This window comes from Pseudomonas agarici, assembly GCF_001543125.1.
Lineage (GTDB): Bacteria > Pseudomonadota > Gammaproteobacteria > Pseudomonadales > Pseudomonadaceae > Aquipseudomonas > Aquipseudomonas agarici.
This window is the reverse complement of record NZ_CP014135.1, coordinates 105,646-128,154: the sequence shown is the minus strand read 5'-3', so window position 1 is coordinate 128,154 and position 22,509 is coordinate 105,646. Positions and strand designations below refer to the sequence as shown.

The following is a 22,509-nucleotide window of genomic DNA, read 5'->3' as shown; positions in this document are numbered from 1 at the left end:
TCCCAGGAATGCCAAGGCACGATGAACGTAGGAATACACAGGACCAATCCGAAAAACCTGTAAGACGGGAGCTTGATTATCGAGTCGGGCGTTTTCAATCACGCGACAGGCTTTTAGCCTCACGCACGTTCATTTACCTTTTTTGCAGTACGGGCAATCAAATCTTATTCGGTGGGCTGAAATTGATCGCCCCGCAGGTCTCGGCAACACCTTGACACAATTACCCAGGCAGTCTTGCCGAGGAAACCCAGGAGGACCAAAGCGGGCCTACTGAGATCGGGATGGCCGCTCGGTACGCCGTTGTGAGGCGATGGTCGGCAGCCGGCTCTTGCAGAAAACTGCAGACATTGCGCCGATGTCGGTTTGCCGGTGATCGATCGGGCAACACTTGCGGCTTTCTTCTGCAACAAATTCGTCATCCACCCTCACTAAGGTGGTCGCTTAACCGCAGGGAGCCTGATGATGAAACAACTAGAAGAAAACCAACTCACCGATCTCGAACAGATGGTCGGCCTCAGCCGTCGCGGCTTTATCAGTGCCGGTGCCCTGTGCGGCGCGGCGATGTTTCTCGGCGGCAACCTGCTCACCCGCAGCGTGATGGCCGCCAGCGTCAGCGCCGCCTCCGGCAATCTGCTGGGCTTCGCCGGGATTGCCGCCGCCACCAGCGACAGCCTGACCCTGCCGCCCGGCTATACCGCCTCGGTGTTAATCAGTTGGGGTCAGCCCCTGGAGAAAAACGGCCCGGCCTTCGACCCGAGCGGCAATGGCAGCGCCACGGCCCAGGAAACCCAGTTCGGCGACAACAATGACGGCATGAGCCTGTTCCCCTTCCCCGGCGACGACAACCGCGCGCTGATGGCGATCAACAACGAATACACCAACTACCGCTATCTCTACCCCCACGGCGGCCAGCCGAAATCCCTCGAAGAGGTGCGCAAGGCCCAAGCCAGCGAAGGCGTCTCGGTGATCGAGGTGCGACGCCAGGGCGAGCAGTGGCAGTTCGTCCAGGGCTCCCCTTACAATCGACGTATCCACGGCAACACGCCCATCAAGTTCGGCGGCCCGGCGGCTGGTCACCCCTGGTTGCAGACCCAGGCCGACAAACAGGGGCGCAAAGTCCTCGGTACTTTCCAGAACTGTGCCAACGGCCAGACGCCATGGGGCACCTACCTGACCTGTGAAGAGAACTTCACCGACTGTTTCGGCAGTAGCAACGCCGAACAGATTTTCGATGCCGGGCAAAAGCGCTATGGCGTCGTGGCCACCAGCAAGGAAATCAACTGGCATCTGCACGACCCGCGCTTCGACATGGCCCTGAACCCCAACGAACTGAACCGTCATGGTTGGGTGGTGGAAATCGATCCGTTCGACCCACAGTCCACCCCGGTCAAACGCACTGCCCTTGGCCGCTTCAAGCACGAAAATGCCGCCCTGGCCGAAACCCGTGATGGCCGTGCGGTGGTCTACATGGGTGATGATGAGCGCGGCGAGTTCATCTACAAATTCATCAGCCACGACAAGATCAATCACAAGAACCCCAAGGCCAACCGCGAACTGCTGGATCACGGCACTTTGTATGTCGCCCGTTTCGACAATGGCGACGGCAACCCGGACCACCCCAAGGGCGCGGGCGAATGGGTCGAATTGACTTTCGGCACCAACGGCATCGATGCCAGCAGCGGTTTTGCCAGCCAGGCCGAAGTGCTGATTCACGCCCGACTGGCCGCCAGCGCGGTCAAGGCGACGCGCATGGATCGTCCGGAGTGGATCGTTGTCAGTCCCATCGATGGCCGGGTCTATTGCACTCTGACCAACAACGTCAAGCGCGGCGAAGACGGCCAGCCAGTGGGCGGCCCCAACCCCAGGGAGAAAAACGCCTACGGACAGATTTTGCGCTGGCAGGCCGCGGGTAACGATCATGGCGCCCTGCACTTCGACTGGGACCTGTTCGTAATCGCCGGCAACCCGCAAGTGCATGTCGGCACCGCCAAGGGCGGCTCGTCGAACATCACCCCGCAGAACATGTTCAACAGCCCGGATGGCCTGGGCTTCGACAAGGCCGGGCGGCTGTGGATCCTCACGGACGGCGACTACAGCAATGCCGCCGATTTCGCCGGCATGGGCAACAACCAGATGCTCTGTGCCGACCCGGTGACCGGCGAGATTCGTCGCTTCATGGTCGGGCCGGTGGGTTGCGAGGTCACCGGCATCAGCTTTGCCCCGGACCAGAAGACCCTGTTCGTCGGCATCCAGCATCCGGGTGAAAACGGCGGCTCGACCTTCCCCGAACATCGGCCCGGCGGCAAGCCGCGCTCATCGGTGATGGCCATCCGGCGAGAGGACGGCGCAATCATCGGCGCCTGATCGACCAGAGCCAAAAATGGCGACCTTGTGGCGAGCGGCTTCGCCACATGAGTCCATCACCTTTCTTGGCCCCGGTGCGCTAACATGCTTGGCCGGACGCGGCAGCCTGCCGCGCGCAGGAGCCAGTATGTCCCACCCGTTTGAAACACTTACCCCCGACCTGGTGCTCGACGCCGTGGAAAGCATTGGCTTTCTCAGCGACGCCCGCGTGCTCGCGCTCAACAGCTACGAAAACCGCGTCTACCAAGTGGGCATCGAAGATGGCGAGCCCCTGATCGCCAAATTCTATCGACCCCAGCGCTGGACCAACGAAGCCATCCTTGAGGAACACCGCTTCACCTTCGAACTGGCCGACTGCGAAGTCCCGGTGGTCGCGCCCTTGCTGCATAACGGCGAGAGCCTGTTCGAACACGCCGGTTTTCGCTTCACCCTGTTTCCCCGACGCGGCGGACGGGCGCCGGAACCGGGCAATCTCGACCAACTCTATCGCCTCGGCCAACTGCTGGGGCGCCTGCACGCCGTCGGAGCCACTCACCCGTTCGAGCACCGCGAAGTCCTCGGGGTGAAGAATTTCGGCCACGACTCACTGACCACCCTGCTCGAAGGCAACTTCATCCCGCGCAGCCTGCTACCAGCCTATGAGTCGGTGGCCCGCGACCTGCTCAAGCGCGTGGAACAGGTTTATAAGGAAACCCCGCACCAGAACATCCGCATGCACGGCGACTGTCACCCTGGCAACATGATGTGCCGCGACGAGGTGTTCCATATTGTCGACCTCGATGACTGTCGCATGGGCCCAGCCGTCCAGGATCTGTGGATGATGCTGGCCGGCGACCGCCAGGAATGCCTCGGCCAGTTATCGGAACTGATGGATGGCTACAGCGAGTTCCACGACTTCAATCCTCGCGAACTGGCCCTGATCGAGCCCCTGCGCGCCTTGCGCCTGATGCACTACAGCGCCTGGTTGGCACGGCGCTGGGACGATCCGGCGTTTCCCCATAGCTTCCCCTGGTTCGGCAGCGAGCGTTACTGGGGCGACCAGGTGCTGGCCTTGCGCGAACAACTCGCGGCCCTGAATGAAGAACCGCTGAAACTATTCTGATGCCCCACGGATCGTCCCCATGCTCCCTGTCGATGCGCGGTGTCACGGCAGCGTCCAGCGGGGCGTGGGAACGACCGGTCGCTTACTTTACACTGGCTCTTTAGTCGGCCTCTAAAGGACTCTGCATGCAAGCCGTCAACCCGACTCGCGGATACATTCTGGGCCTCACCGCCTACATCATCTGGGGGCTGCTCCCGATCTACTTCAAAGCCATCGCCACCGTGCCGTCCGTGGAAATCATCATCCACCGTGTGCTCTGGTCCGCGCTGTTCGGCGCCTTGCTGCTGGCCGTCTGGAAACACCCTGGCTGGTGGCGCGAGCTGCGGGAAAACCCGCGTCGCCTGGCGATCCTGGCGCTGAGCGGCACGCTGATCGCCGCCAACTGGTTGACCTATGTCTGGGCGGTGAACACCGGACGGATGCTCGAAGCCAGCCTCGGTTACTACATCAACCCGTTAATCAATGTGTTGCTGGGCCTGTTGCTGTTGGGTGAACGCCTGCGCCGCCTGCAATGGATCGCGGTCGGCCTGGCCGCCGTGGGCGTGGCACAACAAATCTGGCAGGTCGGCAGCCTGCCGTGGGTCTCGCTGGTGCTGGCGTTGACCTTCGGTTTCTACGGCCTGATTCGCAAGCAGGCACCGGTCAAGGCGTTACCGGGCCTGGTGGTGGAAACCTGGATGCTGGCGCCGATTGCCCTCGGCTGGCTGCTCCTCCATCCAATGGCCGACACCGCGCAAACCGACTTCTGGAGCAGCTCCCAAGCGTGGTGGCTGGTGGCTGTCGGCCCGATCACCCTGGTTCCGCTGGTGAGCTTCAACGCCGCTGCGCGCCATCTGCCCTACACCACCCTCGGCTTCCTCCAGTACCTGGCACCGACCCTGGTGCTGCTGGAGGCAGTCTGGCTTTTCGACGAGCACCTATCGCCAAGCACTTTGGTCGCGTTCATGTTCATTTGGGCGGGCCTGGCGATTTACAGTGTGGATATCTGGCTCAACCTGCGCAAACGTAGCTGATCAGAAAACGTACAAAAGCCTGCAAGCCACACCCGACAATGGCTGCAGGCTTCCATCCCAAGCTTATCCACAGGCCGGTCCACGCCGTTTGTGCACAAGCCCTTGAAACTGTTCGTTTTTTGCTCACATCTGCGCAAGCCACGACCCGCCTGGCCGGGCGCCGTGTCTCCCCAGGTTATCCACAGGCCCGTCCCCGTTAACACTGGATAACCCGCCTCAGTCTTCTTCGCCGCGCAACACCAACTCCACCATCAGCTCATCGGCCAGGGTTTCCAGGCACGACTGCAAGGCTTCCAGCGTCTGCTCAAACGGCACCGCCAGGATCGCCTCGGCATGGAACAGCAGGTCGCCACTCATGGGCGCGGGGCTTACGTCGGTCACCAGTTGCTCCAGGTTGACCCCCTGCTCAGTCAACAAGCGGGTGATATCGCGCACGATGCCCGGACGATCATTGCCCACCAGCTCCATCGCAATGGCTTTCCACTGGCCGGGCGCTTCGCCGCCATCGGGAATAACCTGGATATGAATACCTTGGCTGGCAAGTGATTGCAGCGCCAGGATCAGTTCATCATGGGCCTGGGCTGGCGCCTCGACCCGGACAATACCGACAAACTGCCCGGCCAGGCCCGACATCCGGCTTTCCAGCCAGTTGCCACCGTGTTCGGCGATGCACAGCGCAATCTGTTCGACCTGGCCGGCCTTATCGGGTGCGAATACAGTCAGTACGAGGTGATCCACGGGATAGCCCTCCGGTCATGGGTCGACCCAGTATAGGCAAGGGGCACTCCACCCGTGGGGTTTTGCAGGTTTGGAATCACTTGAGGTACGGATGGGAAACCCCAAAGCGGCGCGGAGTGGCTGACTTCATGGGCAAACCATTGTGAAGTCATACAGGCATATCAGATCGTCCCTATTTTTAAGGATCCTTGGTTCTTATAGCGTTTAGCCCTTGAAGCTGAAAAAAAGCAGCAAGCCCTATCGAGCCTCAGCAATGCCGATTACCTCGGCGACATCACCGTAAGCCTTATTGCAGCTGTTGAGGGTGGTATTGGTCCGCAGCAGTCATTTGATGCATCAATCGTTACGCTTGCTTTGCTGTTAGGTGGCGCCTCGTTTATAACCGCCTGGGACAAGGATTAGGCTCGGTATGACATCCTCCCTTTCTCAAAAACGCCACCGGCTTTTGCGTGACCGGATAGAACCCATTGGTCGCAAAACGACGCATTTAGTCTGATTTTCACAACCACGAACCATCATGTAGTATGCCTCGGCGAGCACTACATAATGTTGAATGGATGTCTGCCCGAGTGTCTGTGAAACCACGCCAGGCGTTAAAACACAAGAGCTGAATAGCTGAGCAGAGTGAGGCAAGCAATGACTGAACACGTTCAAGTCGGTGGCCTTCGAGTCGCCAGAGTCCTGTTCGACTTCGTGAACAACGAAGCCATTCCCGGTACCGGCCTGACCGCCGAGCAGTTCTGGGCCGGTGTCGACAAGGTTATCCACGAGCTGGCGCCGAAGAACCGAGCCCTACTCGCCAAACGCGATGATCTCCAGGCCCGCATCGATGCCTGGCACCAGTCCAGAAGCGGTCAGGCTCACGATGCCGTGGCTTACAAAGCTTTCCTGCAAGACATTGGCTACTTGCTACCAGAAGCAGAGGATTTCCAGGCCACGACCCAGCATGTCGACGACGAGATCGCCCGCACCGCCGGCCCGCAACTGGTGGTCCCGGTGATGAACGCGCGTTTCGCCCTTAACGCCTCGAACGCCCGCTGGGGTTCGCTGTATGACGCCCTGTACGGCACCGACGTCATCAGCGAAGCCGGCGGCGCGGAAAAGAGCAAGGGCTACAACAAAGTCCGTGGCGACAAAGTGATCGCCTTCGCCCGTGCCTTTCTCGATGAAGCCGCGCCACTGGCGGCCGGCTCCCATGTCGACGCCATCGGCTACAAGATCGTCGAGCGCAAGCTGGTGGTCGCCCTCAGGGGCGGCAGCAACAGTGGCCTGCGCGACGATGCCCAACTGGTCGGTTTCCAGGGCGATGCAGTGGCCCCCACCGCCATCCTGCTGAAGAACAACGGCCTGCACGTCGAGATCCAGATCGACGCCGACAGCCCGGTCGGCCAGACCGACCCCGCTGGGGTGAAAGACCTGCTGATGGAAGCGGCCTTGACCACCATCATGGACTGCGAAGACTCGGTCGCCGCCGTCGACGCCGATGACAAGGTGCTGATCTATCGTAACTGGCTCGGCCTGATGAAAGGCGACCTGGCGGAAGACGTCGCCAAGGGCGGCACCACCTTCACCCGCACCATGAACGCCGACCGCCGCTACACCGCCCTCGACGGCAGTGAACTGAGCCTGCCTGGCCGCTCGTTGCTGTTCGTGCGCAATGTCGGTCACCTGATGACCATCGATGCGATTCTCGACCAAGATGGCAACGAAGTTCCCGAAGGCATCCTCGACGGCCTGCTCACCAGCCTCGCGGCGATGCATAGCCTCAACGGCAACAACCTGCGCAAGAACAGCCGCACCGGCTCGGTCTACATCGTCAAACCGAAGATGCACGGGCCGCAAGAAGCGGCGTTCACCAATGAGCTGTTCGCACGCATCGAAGAGGTGCTGAACCTGCCGAGCAATACGCTGAAAGTCGGGATCATGGACGAGGAACGGCGCACCACCGTCAACCTGAAGGCCTGCATCAAGGCGGCCAGCGAGCGTGTGGTGTTTATCAACACCGGCTTCCTCGATCGTACCGGCGACGAGATCCATACCTCCATGGAAGCCGGGGCGATGGTGCGCAAGGCCGCCATGAAGACGCAAAAATGGATCGGCGCCTATGAAAACTGGAACGTCGATATCGGCCTGAGCACCGGCCTGCAAGGTCGCGCCCAGATCGGCAAGGGTATGTGGGCCATGCCCGACCTGATGGCGGCGATGCTCGAACAAAAAATCGCCCATCCGCTGGCCGGTGCCAACACCGCCTGGGTCCCGTCGCCGACCGCCGCCGTGCTGCATGCACTGCATTACCACCGGATCGACGTGTTCGCCCGCCAGGCCGAACTGGCCCAGCGTGCGCAGGCTTCGGTGGACGATATCCTGGCAATTCCGCTGGCGAGCCATACCGACTGGTCGAGCGAAGAGATCCGCAACGAACTGGACAACAACGCCCAGGGTATCCTCGGCTATGTGGTGCGCTGGATCGACCAGGGCATCGGCTGTTCGAAAGTGCCGGACATCAACGACATCGGGCTGATGGAAGACCGTGCGACCCTGCGCATTTCCAGCCAGCACATCGCCAACTGGCTGCGCCACGGCATTGTTACCAAGGAGCAAGTGCTGGAAAGCTTCAAGCGCATGGCGCCGGTGGTTGACCGGCAGAATGCTGGCGACGTCCTGTACCGCCCCCTGGCTCCGGACTTCGACAGCAACATCGCCTTCCAGGCGGCGGTCGAGCTGGTGCTCGAAGGAACCACGCAGCCAAACGGCTACACCGAGCCGGTGCTGCACCGTCGCCGCCGCGAGTTCAAGGCCCGTAACGGCCTGTAATCTCAAGAAACGCAACAGCCCTGATCCTTAACGATCAGGGCTTTTTCATTTCGGGCATCTCGCCCCAAGGCCTAGTGGCCTGTACGGTTGGTTCAGTAGTTCAAGTCGGATACCACCCGTCCATGGCGAGGAACAGCGACTCAGGCCACTAGGCCAGCAAGCCCAGTTCGCGCCTGGCCAATGCCAACAGATGCTCGACATCGATCGGCTTGAGCAGGAAATCCACCACGCTCAAGTGCATGGCATCAATGGCATCGCACACCCCGGCATGACCGGACACGATGATGATCGGCAGCGCCGCCCGCTCCGAACTGCGGATTTTGCGAATCAGGTCCAGGCCATCGTCGGCCATGCGCAGATCAGTGATCAGCAAGCCGATGGAGCGATCCGCCTCCAGCAGTTGGAGCGCCACGCAGCCGCTGGCGGCGGTCAGGCAGTGAATGCCATTTAGCATAAAAATTTCCGACAACAACTCACGGGCGTCCCGGTCGTCATCGACGATCAGCACGCATTGGGTCGGCAATTGCGGCGTCTGCATCACCTGAAGTAATGCTTCACGCTCGGCATCGCTCAAAATATCGTGTTCGGGCATACGGTTCTCTAGCTTCCCTTAGCTATCCAATTCCCTGGCACTGTGGTCAGACACTGCTAAACGGCGACTCAATGTGCACTTCGTCGGAAAGTTTTCCAAGAAGCTCTTCATTAAGAACTCGATGAGTTAACTGTAGATTATTTCTCGACCCGAAGAATCTGTACGAAAAACTCGCCGAACACCGATCAGACAAGGCAGACGACTAACGGGAGTAACAGCCGCAAGCCACTAGACTTACGTCCAATGGGCATCCGTTAACAAGCGTCCGACCATGGGCGAACGCGACAGAAAAAAGCCCGATAACAATAACGGACAACAGCGATAGCGGTCATGAACAAAGCCGATACCTTCACCCAGGCAGGCAAGACCGCGGTGTTACAAAACATTCACGGCACCCTGCAGTTCCTGCGACGCTTCCCTCCTTTCAACCAGATGGAACACGCCCATCTGGCGTATCTGGTCGAGCAGTGCCAACTGCGCTTCTACAGTCAGGGCGAGAGCATTATCAAACCCACCGACGGCCCGGTGGAGCACTTCTATATCGTCAAGCAGGGACGCATCGTCGGCGAGCGCCCACACGGCGCCAGTGGCGGCACCGAGACCGTCTTCGAAATCAGCACCGGCGAATGCTTCCCGCTGACCGCGTTGCTGGGCAAACGCGCCACCCGCACCGAGCACCTGGCGGTCGAAGACACCTTCTGCCTGCAACTGAACAAACCAGCCTTCATCAAACTGCTCTCGCTGTCCGAGCGCTTTCGCAATTTCGCCTTGCGTTGCGTCAGCAGCCTGCTCGACCAAGTGAACCAGCAGGTCCAGCAAAAGGCCGTGGAAACCCTCGGCACGCAATATTCCCTGAACAGCCGCCTCGGCGAACTGGCCATGCGTCACCCGGTCACCTGCGGCCCGCTCACGCCACTGCGCGAAGCCGTGACCCTGATGCATAAGCAGCAGGTCGGCAGCATCGTGGTGGTCGACGAGCGCAAGGCCCCGGTGGGCATTTTTACCCTGCGCGACCTACGCCAAGTGGTGGCCGACGGCCTCGATGACTTCGACCAGAGCATCGACCGGCACATGATCAACGCGCCGTTCGCCCTGACCCCGGACCACAGCGCCTTCGATGCCGCTATCGCCATGACCGAACGGCATATCGCCCATGTCTGCCTGGTCAAGGATCGGCGGCTGTGTGGCGTGGTCTCCGAGCGCGATCTGTTCTCCCTGCAACGGGTCGACCTGGTGCATCTGGCACGGACCATCCGCACCGCCGCCCAGGTGGAAAACCTGGTAACGATACGCGGCGAGATCGGCCAATTGGTGGAGCGCATGCTCGCCCACGGTGCCTCCTCCACCCAGATCACCCAGATCATCACCCTGCTCAACGATCACACGGTATGCCGGGTGATCGAGCTGACCCTGGACGACCAGGGCGATCCGGGCGTGCCCTTCAGTTGGCTGTGCTTCGGCAGCGAAGGCCGCCGCGAGCAGACCCTGCACACCGACCAGGACAACGGCATCCTCTTCGAGGCTCGCGACGCGGCACATGCCGCCGAAATTCGCGACAAGCTGCTGCCGCTGGCCCAGCAGATCAACCAGAGCCTGGCGTTGTGCGGTTTCACCTTGTGCAAGGGCAATATCATGGCTGGCAACCCCGAGCTGTGCCTGTCCCGCGCCGAATGGGCGCAGCGCTTCGCCACCTTCATTCGCGAAGCGACGCCGGAAAGCCTGCTGGGATCGAGCATCTATTTCGATCTACGGGTGGTCTGGGGCGACGACCAGGCCTGCCAGTCGCTACTCCAGGGTATCCTCGGCCAGGTTGCCGAAAACCGACTGTTTCAGCGCATGATGGCCGAAAACGCGCTGCGCAACCGCCCACCGGTAGGTCGTTTTCGCGAGTTCGTGTTGAGCCGCAAAGGCAGCGACAAGGCGACGCTCGACCTCAAGATCCAAGGCCTCACGCCTTTTGTCGACGGCGCCCGTCTGCTGGCGCTGGCCAACGGCATCGAGGCCAGCAACACCCTGGCTCGCCTGCAACAGCTAGTTGTCAGGGAAGTGATCGCTCCCCTCGACGGTGCTGCCTATGAAGAGGCCTATCACTTTATTCAGCAGACCCGCATGCAGCAGCACCAATTGCAGACTCGGGCCAACCTGCCGTATTCCAACCGGGTCGACCCGGAAAGCCTCAATCACCTGGACCGGCGCATCCTGCGTGAAGCCCTGCGCCAGGCGCAACGCCTGCAACGCAGCCTAGCCCTGCGGTATCAGCTATGAAGCTGTTTGCCTGGTTCAAGCCCACTACTCCGCCGCTCACGACGGCTCAACGCGAACGCCTGCGACAATTGCCGGCGACGCGGCCCTTGCAGGAGTGCTCGCTGCGTGAACAGCGCTGGATCGTGGTCGACCTGGAAACCACGGGTCTCAACCTCAACCGCGACCTGGTGATCGCCATCGGCGCGGTGGTGATCGAGGATGGCGCCATCGACCTCGGGCAATCCTTCGAGCGCACGCTCTTGCGGACCAACCAGCCGATCAACCCCAGCGTACTGATCCATGGATTGGGGCCCAGTGCCCTGGCGGCGGGCAGCGACCCGGCCGAGGCTTTGCTGGCCTTCATGACATTTGTCGACGACAGCCCACTGCTGGCCTTCCATGCCCCGTTCGACCAGCACATGCTGTCCCGTGCGCTAAAGGACAGCCTCGGTTATCGTTTGCGGCACCCATTCTTCGACGTGGCCGCCATCGCGCCGATGCTGTGTCCGCAGGCGGGTTTGCGCGATGCCGGGCTGGATGACTGGATCGCTCACTTCAACCTTCGGGTGGAAGAACGCCATCACGCCAGCGCCGACGCCCTGGCCACCGCCGAACTGGCGTTGATCCTATTCAGCCGGGCGCGGCAACAACAGATCCATGGCTCGCGGGCCCTGCAGCAACGATTGAGCCACTGGCAGCGGAGTCGGCACGGTCACTCGTTCTGATCCGCCGTCCACAACTGATTCGAACCGGTAATACATCCACGCCCGCCAATCAGCAGTCGGGTTTGTCAGCGGTATAACGCCGCGCCGGATTCACCGCCGCACCGAACTCGCGCAGGGCCTTGGCGCCGATCAGTAACGGATAGTTGAAGCTGCTGCGGTTGGTCAGGTTGACTTCCACGGTGCGTTTGACGTTGCCAAGGCACATTTCCAGGTCCACCACAGGCCGCTTGCTCGGATCGGCGACATCACTGTCCTCGTCTTCCTCGGTGCGAGTCTTGATCTTACTGATGCGTGAGATCAGGTGTTCATAGACCTTGTTATCGGCATCGGCGGTACCGAGACGGAAACGTACCCAGTCCTTGCCGTCGCGCTTGAACAGCTCGATATCCTTGGCCGACAGCGACGCGGTCAGGGCACCGGTGTCCATCTTGGCCTTGAAGGTCTGGCCGATTTCCGGCAGTTGGATGTATTCGTAGCGCCCGTACAAGGTCGGCTCGGCGGCCATGGCGGGCAAGGCCAGGAGGGACAACAGGGCAAGAAGCGATTTCACTTGGACGGTACCTTTGAGTGGAGACGTGGGGAGTGGGTTCAGCTACCGGCGCCCCAAATTCCGCTCAGGCTCTGCAGCAGCGGCCCGCTTACGCCCTGGTCGCCCAAGTACTGGAGAATGATCGGGGCAAACTGGCCGACCATACCGCTGTTCATGCCCAGGGCGCCAAAGGCGTTGTCCAGGTCAGCGGGACTTTTTACATTGCCCAAAGCATTGCCGACGGCGGAAGAGCTACCCGACTGCCCGCCGAGCAAACCACCGAGCCCGGCCAGGGCACCACCACCGGACAATTGATCCAGCCCCGGTACGCTCTGGCTCAGTTGCGAATAATCGTTGCCGCTGAGTTTGTTCTTCGCCAACCCCAACATCGCCCCGGTACCACCGATGGCCTGTTCCGGCGTGACATTGAGCTGCGAGCCAAGAGCACTGAGCAAGCCGCTGGCCGGCGCGGCGGCGTTCTTGTTGCCGTCCTGCATGGACGATATCGCATTGGCCGCATCGCTCAGGCTGAAAGCCGCAAACACCGGCGTGGCGGCAAATGCCATCAGTGAAACCAGTACAACACCGCGTGAAACCTTCATCGCTACCACCTCTTGAGTCATCTGAAAGCCCCTGCGCACGGGGCTTGGCACTGCCCGTTGGAGTCGAAAAAACCGGGCTTGTTCCCAGGGCAATAATCTTCAGTGGCGCTCGATGGCAGCCTGGACAAGCGGTCGTGCCCATTCGGGCGTTGCCCGCAGGGCCTGGGCATCTTGCGGATAGGGATAGACCATCTGGCCCTCGACCATCTCCAGCACGAGCAACGGGTCGGGAATCTCCTCGTCGGGCTCGGCGTCGGTGCTGTTATCAAAGACTTGCAGATGGGTCAGGTATGGCATCAGCGCAATCAGGTTCATCCGCGAATTGACCCAACGTTCGCGAATCTTCTGTGGCGCAATATCATGACCGCCACGCGAAACTCGCAAGTGCACTCGCTGCAGGTGCTGCTCCGGCGAAGACAAGCCACAAAACAGCATCACCACATCATGGGTCCGCGACGCCTGGGCGAGCATCAGGGCGATGGTATTGCCCCCCAACGTGGTCTCGAAAGCATAGTTGCGGCCTTCGCACAGGGCGCGTTCCAATTGTCTACGACCGTGTTCCCAGGCCAAGCCATTGGCCTGGGTCGGCTCGATCGCTAATGAACCGATCAGCTCGCGGGCAAAGCTGTCTGGGTTAAACCAATCCAACCCATGCTCGGCGAGCAACGCACCGCCTATCGAGCTTTTGCCGGCGCCATTGACGCCGGCCAGGACAAAAATAAACGGACGTTCGGCGACAGGCGTCACCGCCATCAGAATGAAGAGCCAGCTTTAGGTCGCTTGGCCAGCTTGCCTTTGGCCGCCAGCAACGAGCGCAGCCCCTGGGCGGCTTCGGGTTGTTGCAGGCTCTCCAGGCGCGCATTAAAGCGCTGGGTCAGCTCATCCAGCGCCGATTGCTCCCGAGCCTTGTAGGCCTGCACTTGCGCGGTCAACTGCTGGTAGGTCTCGGCGTCCAGCAAGACCATTTCCACCGTGGAGTGATTGGTCACAGCGACACTGCCGGACTGATGAACCAGGCGAACAACATCGGCCCACTTGTTCTTCACCTGGGACGCGTTCTGACGGGGCAGATCAAGCAGATCAGGCAAGGCAATCATGACGCGGACTCGCAGACAAGGAAGACAGGCTCACTATAACAAGGCGACGCCATTCTGGCTATTTTTGCCATATTGGTTTTTTCTGGCCTATGAAGGTGGCACGCAGACGTGCTCGCCCGCCAAAGGTGCAGAGACGCTCCCAACGTCCTCAGAATTCCCCTCCTACGCCGAGCGGACAACGAGCAAACTATCGCAACGCTTATATAGCCGCACTGTTATTCAGCAACCTGGCGTTATTTCAAAACAACCTCGGAACCTGTCAATTCTGACAGTAGCCATCACCACTGACTTTGCGCAACATCAAAGTCCTTTCAATCGATAAGTGAGCAAGCAGACATGCAAGGAAAAATAAAAGTAGGACTAGGACTGATGGTGATTGCCTTGTTCACAGGCAATGCTTATGCCGATACCGCCACCTGCCCACACACTGCGACAATCAAAGAGCAACCGCTTAAGGATGGAGGCTTCAGTTATAGCGCTCCAGGCCCCGAGGGACGAATGTGGACGGGAGAAAATGAATATGCCGCCAAGAGTTATCTGGGCGAAGTTAATTTTACCAATGCCAAGTTCAATACCGACAGCCAGGCAGTCATCTGTAGCTATGAAGGCGACGGCGAGGCGGGTATCAGGTTGGCCCTGAAACCTTTCAATCAGTGGAAAGCGGCGAACGGAACAGCCTGGCAAAAGCAAGACTGCGCCGATTCGGACATCTCAAAGTGCTCTTTTGAGTATCAGAAATAGAAGAATCACCCAGCCTCCTTGTTTGATCGTTCCCACGTTCCAACGTGGGAACGCCTCGCATACTTTGTAAAGATGATTGCGCAGGACAATATCACTTATTCCACGCCCGAACGTCTGAATATGGCGATACTCATGAGAGCAATCATCACGAGAAACTAAAAAAGGCGACCGGAGTCGCCCTTTTTAGTTTCGCCCTTTATCTATTTACGCCGCACTGAACAGCTTGTGCGGGTCGATCACGAATTTCTTCGGCACGCCGGCGTCGAACTCGCCATAACCTTGTGGTGCCTGGTCCAGGCTGATGACCTGCACACCGACGATTTCGGCGATGTTGATTCGGTCCCACATGATCGCCTGCATCAACTGGCGGTTGTATTTCATCACGGGGGTCTGGCCGGTATGGAAACTGTGGGACTTGGCCCAGCCGAGGCCAAAGCGGATGCTTAGGCTGCCGATTTTCGCGGCGGCGTCCACCGCGCCCGGATCTTCGGTCACGTACAGCCCTGGAATACCAATCTTGCCCGCCACCCGCACCACCCCCATCAGCGAGTTGAGTACGGTAGCCGGCGCCTCGTGCTTGACGCCCTCATGACCGTGACCACGGGCCTCGAAGCCCACGGCATCGACAGCACAGTCCACTTCCGGCTCGCCCAGCAACGCCGCAATCTGTTCGTGCAGCGGCGTGTCCTGGGACAGATCGGCGATTTCAAAGCCCTGGGCCTTGGCGTGGGCCAGGCGAATCGGGTTGACGTCACCGATGATGACGACAGCGGCACCCAGCAGGCGCGCCGAGGCGGCGGCGGCCAGGCCGACCGGACCGGCGCCAGCGATATACACGCTACTGCCCGGACCGACACCGGCGGTCACGGCACCGTGGTAGCCGGTCGGCAGAATGTCGGAGAGGCAGGTCAGGTCGCGGATTTTCTCCATGGCCTTGTCGCGATCCGGCAGTTTCAGCAAGTTGAAGTCGGCATACGGCACCAGCACGTACTCGGCCTGACCACCGGTCCAATCGCCCATGTCGACGTAGCCGTAGGCGCCACCGGCACGGGCCGGGTTGACGGTCAGGCAGACGCCGGTGTGCTGCTCCTTGCAAGAGCGGCAGCGTCCACAGGCAACGTTGAAAGGCACGGAAACCAGGTCGCCGAGTTTCAGGTTCTCGACGTCACTGCCCTTCTCGACCACTTCACCGGTGATCTCGTGACCCAGAACCAGACCAACCTGGGCGGTGGTGCGACCACGGACCATGTGCTGGTCGGAGCCGCAGATATTGGTGGAGACTACGCGCAGGATGACTCCGTGCTCGATCTTCTTGCCGCGCGGGTCCTGCATTTTCGGATAGTCGATTTTCTGCACTTCGACCTGACCATTGCCCAGATACACCACACCACGATTGCCAGACATGCTTTCACCTCGCTGTTGTTTTTAGATAACGGCGCGTCACCAGAGGGCAGCGCACGGATTGCTCGGGTTTGTGCTTGTGTCTTGTTATTGCGTTGTTCTTGCCGGCGCAGAGAACGGCCAGATAATCAGAGGACGACGGTCCGATTGGCGTTCAAAAAGACGCGTCGCTCAATGTGATAACCCACCGCCCGCGCCAGCGTCAGCCCTTCGATGTCTCGCCCCTTGGCAATCAGGTCCTCGGGATAATGGCTGTGATCCACCACTTCCACGCCCTGGGCGATGATCGGGCCTTCGTCCAGGTCGTTGTTGATGTAGTGCGCGGTGGCACCCACCCATTTCACGCCCTTGTTGTAGGCCTGGTGATACGGCTTGGCGCCCTTGAAGCCGGGCAGCAACGAGTGGTGGATATTGATGGCCTTGCCATCGAGCTTGCGGCACAGCTCCGGCGACAGCACCTGCATGTAGCGGGCGAGAATCACCAGTTCGGCGTCGGATTCCTCGATCACCCGCCAAACCTGGCGCTCCTGGCTCGGCTTGTCGTTGGGGTCCAGGGGGAAATGGTAGTAGGGAATTTGGTGCCAGTCGGCCAGGGGCTTAAGGTCCGGGTGATTGGACACCACGGCGACCACGTCCATGGACAATTGGCCGATGCGCTGGCGGTAGAGCAGGTCATTGAGGCAGTGATCGGCCTTGGAGACCATGATCACCACTTTCGGTCGGTGATTCGGCGCAGTCAGCTCGAAGATCATACCGAAGGTCTCGCCACGCCGGGCCAGGCCTGCACGGAAGGCCTGTTCGTCGAAAGCCTCGGGCTGGCGGAACTCCACACGAATGAAGAACCGGCCCGAGAGCCGATCATCGAACGAGTGGTGTTCGGTGACGTAGCAACCCTGCTCGAACAGATAGCGGGTCACCGCATCCACCGTACCGAGCACGCTGGGGCAGTCAGCGGTCAAAATCCATGTATCGGGTGCGCGGCTCATTGCTTGACTCCTGTGCGTGACGCCAGTTGGTGAATACCCGAGCGATGCAGCACCTGTAGCGAGGGGGCTTGCCCCTCGCCACCCAGTGCCTGCCCGCTCATATCAGGCCTGGACGCTGAGACCGTATTCAACCGAGGCGTCCTGCAACCACAGCCACCAGTAGTCCGAGAAGCTGCGCCGGATCACCAGTTCCCAAGTCTCCTCGCCGGTATGGCGGATCATCAGTTGCGACTTGGCGAACACGGTGCCCACCGCCTTGCCCACGGGGAAGTTGTTGGGGTGTACGTCATAGCTGGTGGACTTCATCAGCACCTCGCGCACGTTCGGGCCGCTCAGTTCCAGCAGTTGCTGGCCGCCGCTGACATTGACGATGGCGACATGCAAGTCGCCCAGCGCTTCGCGCAGTGCCTGCTCGGCGGCAAACTCCTCGCCGCTGGGGACGATTAGCAGCCACTCATCGGGGCCAAGCCATTGCAGGCTGGTGTCACCCTTGGCGACTACGGTCAGCGCCACCGGCAGTTCCAGGCCGAGGGCCTTGTGTACACCGGCGGCCAGCGCCGGGTCGCGGCCATCGCCACGAAGGGTCAGGTGCCCGAGCAGCTTCTTTTCCCGCACGGTCACTCCGGCGTTCTTGCGGCCCCGGCCCACCCTGCTCGCGAGGTCGGCATGGTGCAACGACGACTCGGCCTTGGCCCCGGAGGTCGGGCGTTGTTGGTAAACGTTGGCTGTGGTCATAAAACACCTTTGCTGAATGCTGTTGAGCGTTCCGCTGTTCTGCGCGGGAACCCTCTACTTAAATGTTCTGGCGATCGCCCTTTGGATCGAAGAACACCGAAGAAACGATTTGCGCCTCGATCACGCTGCCATCGGCCAGCGGTGCGAACACCCGCTCGCCAATGCGCTTGAGCCCGCCCTTGACCACGCCCAGGGCAAACGAATAACCGAGGGAGTTGTGGGCATAGCTGGAGGTCACGTGACCGACCATCTTCATTGGGATCGATTGCTTCGCATCGAACACCAACTGCGCGCCTTCCGGCAGCCACTGGGTCGGATCGACCGGCTTGAGCCCGACCAACTGCTTGCGCTCGTCGCGCACGCAGTCTTCGCGATTCATTCCGCGCCAGCCGATCCAGGAGAACGGCTTGGTACGCCCCACACACCAGCCCATGTTCAGATCGTCCGGGGTCATCGAGCCATCCGTGTCCTGACCGACGATGATGAAGCCCTTCTCGGCCCGCAGCACGTGCATGGTCTCGGTGCCATACGGAGTCAGGTTGTACTGTTTGCCCGCCTCGGCGATTTTTTCCAGCACGCCCATGGCGTAGTCGGCCTGGATGTTGACCTCGTAGGACAACTCGCCGGTAAAGGAAATCCGGAACACCCGCGCCGGCACGCCGCCCACCCGGCCTTCTTTCCAGGTCATGAACGGGAACGCATCCTTGTCCAGGTCGATGTCGGTAACTTCGCTGAGCAACTTGCGGCTGTTCGGGCCGGACAACGTCAGGGTCGCCCAGTGGTCGGTCACGGAGGTGAAGTACACCTGCATGTCCGGCCATTCGGTCTGGTGATAGAGCTCCAGCCATTGCAGTACGCGCGCGGCACCGCCAGTGGTGGTGGTCATCAGAAAGTGGTTGTCGGCCAGACAGGCGGTGACACCATCGTCGAAGACCATGCCGTCTTCCTTGCACATCAGGCCGTAGCGGGCCTTGCCCACCTCAAGCTTGGTCCAGGCGTTGGTGTACACGCGGTTGAGGAATTCACGGGCATCCGGGCCTTGGATATCGATCTTGCCCAGGGTCGAGGCGTCGAGCAGGCCGACGCTATCGCGCACGGCCTGGCATTCACGCTTGACCGCCGCGTGCAGGTCCTCGCCGTTGCGCGGGAAGTACCACGGCCGTTTCCACTGGCCGACGTCTTCGAATTCGGCGCCCTGTTTCACATGCCAAGCCTGCAAGGCAGTGTAGCGCACCGGCTCGAAGAGATGCCCGCAGTGGCGCCCGGCGACCGCGCCGAAAGTCACTGGCGTGTAGTTCGGACGGAACATGGTGGTGCCCATCTGCGCGATGGTCACGTTCAGCGAACGGGCGGCAATGGCCAGACCGTTGACGTTGCCCAGCTTGCCTTGGTCGGTACCGAAGCCCAGCGCAGTGTAGCGCTTGACGTGTTCGACCGATTCGAAGCCTTCGCGGGTCGCCAGTTCGATGGCGGCGGCGGTGACATCATTCTGCAGGTCGACAAATTGCTTCGGTGCCCGTGCGGTGGCTTTTTCGTGGGGTACCTGAAACAACGCCAGGGTCGGCTCTTCCAGGCGCGCCAGAGCCTTGGGCAGCACCCCTTCGACGGCCTTGAAACCGGCTTCGCTGGCGGCGCGCGCACCGCCCTCAAAACCGTCGGCCAGGGCATCGGCGAGGCCATAGACACCGTTGATGCCACCGACGCACACGCGTTTCTGCGGCGCTTCTCCAGGGACGAAACCGAGAATGTCTTCACGCCAGATCGGCTTGCCACCCAGGTGCGAGGCCAGGTGTACCACCGGGCTGTAGCCGCCGGAGCTGGCCACCAGGTCGCAGTCCAACCATTCGCCGGGGCTGGTGACTTTATGGGCCTGGACGTCGATGGCGGCGATCCGCGCCGCAGTCACGTGCTTGCTGCCACGGGCTTCGATCACGGCGCTGGCGGTGAGAATGCGAATGCCCTTGGCCCGTGCCTCTTCCACCAGCGCACCACGCGGGTTGCTGCGGGCGTCGGCAATCGCAACCACTTGCAGGCTGGCGTCGAGCCAGTCCAAGGCCACGCGGTAGGCGTGATCGTTGTTGGTCGACAGCACCAGTTTCCTGCCAGGTGCCACGCCGTAACGCCGCACGTAGGTCGAAACGGCACCGGCGAGCATATTGCCCGGCACATCGTTGTTGCCATAGACCAGCGGGCGCTCATGGGCGCCGGTCGCCAGGACCACCCGCTTGGCGCGGACCCGATGAATACGCTGACGCGCCTGCCCGATCGGTGCGCGGTCGCCGAGGTGATCGGTGAGACGCTCGTGGATGGTCAGGAAGTTATGGTCGTGGTAGCCGTTGACGGTGGCCCGTGACAGTAGCAGGACATCCGGCAGCGCCTTCAACTCGGCGATCACACTGGCGACCCACTCGGTCGCGGGTTTGCCGTCGAGGCTTTCGCGCGAATCGAGCAGACTGCCGCCGAATTCTTCCTGCTCATCGGCGAGGATCACCCGCGCACCGCTGCGAGCCGCAGCCAGTGCGGCAGCCAAACCGGCAGGACCGGCGCCGACGATCAGTACGTCACAATGCCGATTCATGTAATCGTAGGTATCGGGATCGTTCTCGGTCGGCGAACGGCCCAGGCCGGCAGCCTTGCGAATGTACTTCTCATAAGTCATCCAGAACGACTGCGGATACATGAAGGTCTTGTAGTAGAAGCCCGGCGGCATCAGCTTGCCGCCCACCTTACCGAGAATCCCCATCACATCGTTGTTGACGCTCGGCCAGCCGTTGGTGCTAGTGGCGACCAGGCCCTGATAGAGGGCCTGCTGGGTAGCGCGGACGTTGGGGATCTGGGTCGCTTCGGTGGCGCCGATCTGCAACACCGCATTCGGTTCTTCGCTACCGGCGGCAACAATGCCCCGTGGCCGCGAATACTTGAAGCTGCGCCCGATGATATCCACGCCGTTGGCCAACAACGCGGCAGCCAGGGTGTCACCTTCGAAGCCCTTGTAGGTCTGGCCATTGAAGGTGAAGCTCAAGACTTTGTTGCGGTCGATCCGACCACCGTTGGACAGGCGATTGACCTGGCTCATACCTTCTCTCCCACAACGGCGCCCGGCGCTTTCGAACGGTCTGCTCCGGCGGTGAACTGGGGCTTCTCGCCGATCCGGTAGGTTTCCAGGATTTCGTAGGTGACGGTGTCACGGGTCACGTTGAAATATTGGCGGCAGCCGGCGACGTGATCCCAGAGCTCGTGGTGCAGTCCGCGCGGGTTGTCGCGAAAGAACAGGTAGTCGCCCCACTGCTCGTCGCTGCAGACGCCGGGCTCCAGGGGACGCGGGATGTGCGCCTGTCCGGAGGCGTGAAACTCCTCTTCGGAGCGCAGCTCGCCGCAATGAGGACAGAAGATATGCAACATAGGGATTTCTCCTCTCAAGCCTCTTGAAAACGTAGCGAGCGAAGGCAAGACAAGGCAAAAACAGGTGAAAAAACGGAGCTTAGTTTACTAAGTGAGCGTTTCGAGCCTGTTTTTAACGCCGTATTGCCGAGCGCAGTCGTTTTCATAAGGTCTTTATTAGTGGGCGACCGCGGCTGCGCCATGTTCATCGATCAACGCACCGTTGTGGAAACGGTCGATGGAGAAAGGTGCGGCCAGAGGGTGCATTTCACCTTTGGCCAGGCTCGCGGCAAACACGTTGCCCGAGCCCGGTGTTGCCTTGAAGCCACCCGTACCCCAACCGCAGTTGAAGAACATGTTCGGGACCGGGGTTTTCGAGATGATCGGGCACGCATCCGGCGTGGTGTCGACGATGCCGCCCCACTGGCGGTTCATGCGCACGCGGGACAACACCGGGAACATCTCGACGATGGCCTGGATCGTATGCTCGATCACCGGGTACGAGCCACGCTGGCCGTAACCGTTATAGCCATCGATGCCGGCACCGATCACCAGGTCGCCCTTATCCGATTGGCTGATGTAGCCGTGTACAGCGTTGGACATGATCACGCTGTCGATGATCGGCTTGATCGGTTCGGACACCAGCGCTTGCAGGGGGTGGGATTCGATTGGCAGACGGAAACCGGCGAGCTTGGCCATATGCCCGGAGTTCCCGGCGGTGACCACGCCGACGCGCTTGGCGCCGATAAAGCCCTTGTTGGTTTCTACGCCGATGCACACGCCGTTTTCTTTGCGAAAACCAATCACTTCGGTCTGTTGGATCAGGTCCACCCCCAGGGCGTCGGCCGCGCGGGCGAAGCCCCAGGCCACGGCATCGTGACGAGCGACGCCGCCGCGACGCTGGACGGTGGCGCCCATGACCGGGTAGCGGGTGTTCTTCGAGCAGTCCAAGTACGGAATCTCGTCCGCTACCTGCCTGGCGTCGAGCAGTTCACCGTCGACGCCATTCAGACGGTTGGCGCTGACCCGCCGCTCGGAATCACGGATATCCTGCAGGGTGTGACAGAGGTTGTAGACGCCACGCTGGGAGAACATGACGTTATAGTTGAGGTCTTGGGACAGGCCTTCCCACAGTTTCATCGCGTGTTCGTACAGGTGTGCCGACTCGTCCCACAGGTAGTTGGAACGCACGATGGTGGTGTTGCGGGCGGTGTTGCCGCCGCCCAGCCAGCCCTTCTCGACCACCGCGACGTTGCTGATGCCGTGCTCCTTGGCCAGGTAGTAAGCGGTTGCCAGGCCATGCCCGCCGCCGCCGACGATGACCACGTCATAGACCTTTTTCGGGGTCGGCGTGCGCCACATTTTCTGCCAGTTTTCGTGATGGCTCAGAGAGTGCTTGAAGAGGCCGAAGCCCGAATAGCGTTGCATGGTCATTTACTCCAAAA

At 60.9% G+C, this 22,509-nt stretch carries 19 protein-coding genes; 7 read left to right on the top strand and 12 right to left on the bottom strand.

The features are described 5' to 3' along the window. The first annotated feature begins 462 nt into the window (after positions 1-462). From AWM79_RS00540 to rarD, 3 genes are all read left to right on the top strand, one after another. Complete coding sequence (locus AWM79_RS00540) at positions 463-2,364, top strand: PhoX family protein (protein ID WP_060781901.1); 1,902 nt, start codon at positions 463-465, stop codon at positions 2,362-2,364. Positions 2,365-2,491: 127 nt separating this feature from the next. Further along, a complete protein-coding gene (locus AWM79_RS00535) occupies positions 2,492-3,466 on the top strand; it encodes a serine/threonine protein kinase (protein ID WP_060781900.1) in 975 nt (324 codons plus the stop codon). 125 nt (positions 3,467-3,591) lie between these two features. Then, entirely contained in the window at positions 3,592-4,479 is an 888-nt protein-coding gene (gene rarD / locus AWM79_RS00530; RefSeq protein WP_060781899.1) for an EamA family transporter RarD, read from the top strand. A gap of 216 nt (positions 4,480-4,695) precedes the next feature. Here the strand turns inward: rarD and AWM79_RS00525 are convergent, their stop codons facing one another. Continuing rightward, positions 4,696-5,217, bottom strand: a complete 522-nt coding sequence (locus tag AWM79_RS00525; protein WP_017129976.1) for a glycine cleavage system transcriptional repressor — start codon at positions 5,215-5,217, stop codon at positions 4,696-4,698. 636 nt (positions 5,218-5,853) lie between these two features. Here AWM79_RS00525 and AWM79_RS00520 point away from each other — a divergent pair. Further along, a complete protein-coding gene (locus tag AWM79_RS00520) occupies positions 5,854-8,031 on the top strand; it encodes a malate synthase G (protein WP_060781898.1) in 2,178 nt (725 codons plus the stop codon). Positions 8,032-8,179: 148 nt separating this feature from the next. On the opposite strand, the gene AWM79_RS00515 is transcribed toward AWM79_RS00520, so the two are convergent. Continuing rightward, positions 8,180-8,623, bottom strand: coding sequence for a response regulator (locus tag AWM79_RS00515; RefSeq protein ID WP_060781897.1), 444 nt, complete (start codon positions 8,621-8,623; stop codon positions 8,180-8,182). 330 nt (positions 8,624-8,953) lie between these two features. Between AWM79_RS00515 and AWM79_RS00510 the strand changes: the two genes are divergently transcribed. Then, complete coding sequence (locus AWM79_RS00510; protein WP_060781896.1) at positions 8,954-10,888, top strand: DUF294 nucleotidyltransferase-like domain-containing protein; 1,935 nt, start codon at positions 8,954-8,956, stop codon at positions 10,886-10,888. Further along, complete coding sequence (locus AWM79_RS00505; protein WP_060781895.1) at positions 10,885-11,592, top strand: 3'-5' exonuclease; 708 nt, start codon at positions 10,885-10,887, stop codon at positions 11,590-11,592. Before AWM79_RS00510 ends, AWM79_RS00505 begins: the two co-directional genes overlap by 4 nt. Before the next feature lie 49 nt (positions 11,593-11,641). Here the strand turns inward: AWM79_RS00505 and rloA2 are convergent, their stop codons facing one another. The 4 genes from rloA2 to AWM79_RS00485 all read right to left on the bottom strand — a co-directional run bounded on the left by rloA2 (position 11,642) and on the right by AWM79_RS00485 (position 13,820). Next, positions 11,642-12,142: a retropepsin-like aspartic peptidase RloA2 gene (gene rloA2 / locus AWM79_RS00500; RefSeq protein WP_017129981.1), complete on the bottom strand. Its 501-nt coding sequence runs from the start codon at positions 12,140-12,142 to the stop codon at positions 11,642-11,644. Positions 12,143-12,180: 38 nt separating this feature from the next. Continuing rightward, the gene (locus tag AWM79_RS00495) at positions 12,181-12,723 is read right to left on the bottom strand and encodes a DUF2780 domain-containing protein (RefSeq protein ID WP_060781894.1); all 543 of its coding nucleotides are present in this window, start codon (positions 12,721-12,723) and stop codon (positions 12,181-12,183) included. A gap of 99 nt (positions 12,724-12,822) precedes the next feature. Next, the gene (locus AWM79_RS00490) at positions 12,823-13,476 is read right to left on the bottom strand and encodes an ATPase (protein ID WP_017129983.1); all 654 of its coding nucleotides are present in this window, start codon (positions 13,474-13,476) and stop codon (positions 12,823-12,825) included. Further along, positions 13,476-13,820, bottom strand: a complete 345-nt coding sequence (locus tag AWM79_RS00485) for a type II toxin-antitoxin system Phd/YefM family antitoxin (RefSeq protein WP_017129984.1) — start codon at positions 13,818-13,820, stop codon at positions 13,476-13,478. Before AWM79_RS00485 ends, AWM79_RS00490 begins: the two co-directional genes overlap by 1 nt. Before the next feature lie 336 nt (positions 13,821-14,156). Here AWM79_RS00485 and AWM79_RS00480 point away from each other — a divergent pair, with 336 nt between their 5' ends. Continuing rightward, on the top strand, positions 14,157-14,561 hold the full coding sequence (locus AWM79_RS00480) for a DUF3757 domain-containing protein (RefSeq protein ID WP_082712555.1): 405 nt from the start codon (positions 14,157-14,159) through the stop codon (positions 14,559-14,561). A 204-nt stretch (positions 14,562-14,765) separates the two neighbouring features. Here the strand turns inward: AWM79_RS00480 and fdhA are convergent, their stop codons facing one another. From fdhA to AWM79_RS00450, 6 genes are all read right to left on the bottom strand, one after another. Then, positions 14,766-15,965, bottom strand: a complete 1,200-nt coding sequence (gene fdhA / locus AWM79_RS00475) for a formaldehyde dehydrogenase, glutathione-independent (protein ID WP_017129986.1) — start codon at positions 15,963-15,965, stop codon at positions 14,766-14,768. Between the two features lie 125 nt (positions 15,966-16,090). Further along, positions 16,091-16,948 carry a formyltetrahydrofolate deformylase gene (gene purU, locus AWM79_RS00470; protein ID WP_017129987.1) on the bottom strand — a complete coding sequence of 286 codons (858 nt, stop codon included), beginning with the start codon at positions 16,946-16,948 and terminating at the stop codon, positions 16,091-16,093. A 102-nt stretch (positions 16,949-17,050) separates the two neighbouring features. Further along, on the bottom strand, positions 17,051-17,683 hold the full coding sequence (locus tag AWM79_RS00465; RefSeq protein ID WP_060781892.1) for a sarcosine oxidase subunit gamma: 633 nt from the start codon (positions 17,681-17,683) through the stop codon (positions 17,051-17,053). Positions 17,684-17,741: 58 nt separating this feature from the next. Beyond that, positions 17,742-20,759, bottom strand: coding sequence for a sarcosine oxidase subunit alpha (locus tag AWM79_RS00460; RefSeq protein ID WP_060781891.1), 3,018 nt, complete (start codon positions 20,757-20,759; stop codon positions 17,742-17,744). Then, on the bottom strand, positions 20,756-21,085 hold the full coding sequence (locus AWM79_RS00455; RefSeq protein WP_017129990.1) for a sarcosine oxidase subunit delta: 330 nt from the start codon (positions 21,083-21,085) through the stop codon (positions 20,756-20,758). The genes AWM79_RS00460 and AWM79_RS00455 overlap by 4 nt, the downstream gene beginning before the upstream one ends. 156 nt (positions 21,086-21,241) lie before the next feature. After that, the gene (locus tag AWM79_RS00450) at positions 21,242-22,492 is read right to left on the bottom strand and encodes a sarcosine oxidase subunit beta family protein (RefSeq protein ID WP_017129991.1); all 1,251 of its coding nucleotides are present in this window, start codon (positions 22,490-22,492) and stop codon (positions 21,242-21,244) included. Positions 22,493-22,509: the final 17 nt, after the last annotated feature.

Excerpts from the sequence above, each read along its gene's own strand:
- AWM79_RS00540 (WP_060781901.1), top strand. The coding sequence starts at position 463 with ATGAAACAACTAGAAGAAAACCAACTCACCGATCTCGAACAGATGGTC.
- AWM79_RS00535 (WP_060781900.1), top strand. The coding sequence starts at position 2,492 with ATGTCCCACCCGTTTGAAACACTTACCCCCGACCTGGTGCTCGACGCC.
- rarD (WP_060781899.1), top strand. The coding sequence starts at position 3,592 with ATGCAAGCCGTCAACCCGACTCGCGGATACATTCTGGGCCTCACCGCC.
- AWM79_RS00520 (WP_060781898.1), top strand. The coding sequence starts at position 5,854 with ATGACTGAACACGTTCAAGTCGGTGGCCTTCGAGTCGCCAGAGTCCTG.
- AWM79_RS00515 (WP_060781897.1), bottom strand. The coding sequence starts at position 8,623 with ATGCCCGAACACGATATTTTGAGCGATGCCGAGCGTGAAGCATTACTT.
- AWM79_RS00510 (WP_060781896.1), top strand. The coding sequence starts at position 8,954 with ATGAACAAAGCCGATACCTTCACCCAGGCAGGCAAGACCGCGGTGTTA.
- AWM79_RS00505 (WP_060781895.1), top strand. The coding sequence starts at position 10,885 with ATGAAGCTGTTTGCCTGGTTCAAGCCCACTACTCCGCCGCTCACGACG.
- AWM79_RS00495 (WP_060781894.1), bottom strand. The coding sequence starts at position 12,723 with ATGAAGGTTTCACGCGGTGTTGTACTGGTTTCACTGATGGCATTTGCC.
- AWM79_RS00490 (WP_017129983.1), bottom strand. The coding sequence starts at position 13,476 with ATGGCGGTGACGCCTGTCGCCGAACGTCCGTTTATTTTTGTCCTGGCC.
- AWM79_RS00485 (WP_017129984.1), bottom strand. The coding sequence starts at position 13,820 with ATGATTGCCTTGCCTGATCTGCTTGATCTGCCCCGTCAGAACGCGTCC.
- AWM79_RS00480 (WP_082712555.1), top strand. The coding sequence starts at position 14,157 with ATGCAAGGAAAAATAAAAGTAGGACTAGGACTGATGGTGATTGCCTTG.
- fdhA (WP_017129986.1), bottom strand. The coding sequence starts at position 15,965 with ATGTCTGGCAATCGTGGTGTGGTGTATCTGGGCAATGGTCAGGTCGAA.
- purU (WP_017129987.1), bottom strand. The coding sequence starts at position 16,948 with ATGAGCCGCGCACCCGATACATGGATTTTGACCGCTGACTGCCCCAGC.
- AWM79_RS00465 (WP_060781892.1), bottom strand. The coding sequence starts at position 17,683 with ATGACCACAGCCAACGTTTACCAACAACGCCCGACCTCCGGGGCCAAG.
- AWM79_RS00460 (WP_060781891.1), bottom strand. The coding sequence starts at position 20,759 with ATGAGCCAGGTCAATCGCCTGTCCAACGGTGGTCGGATCGACCGCAAC.
- AWM79_RS00455 (WP_017129990.1), bottom strand. The coding sequence starts at position 21,085 with ATGTTGCATATCTTCTGTCCTCATTGCGGCGAGCTGCGCTCCGAAGAG.
- AWM79_RS00450 (WP_017129991.1), bottom strand. The coding sequence starts at position 22,492 with ATGCAACGCTATTCGGGCTTCGGCCTCTTCAAGCACTCTCTGAGCCAT.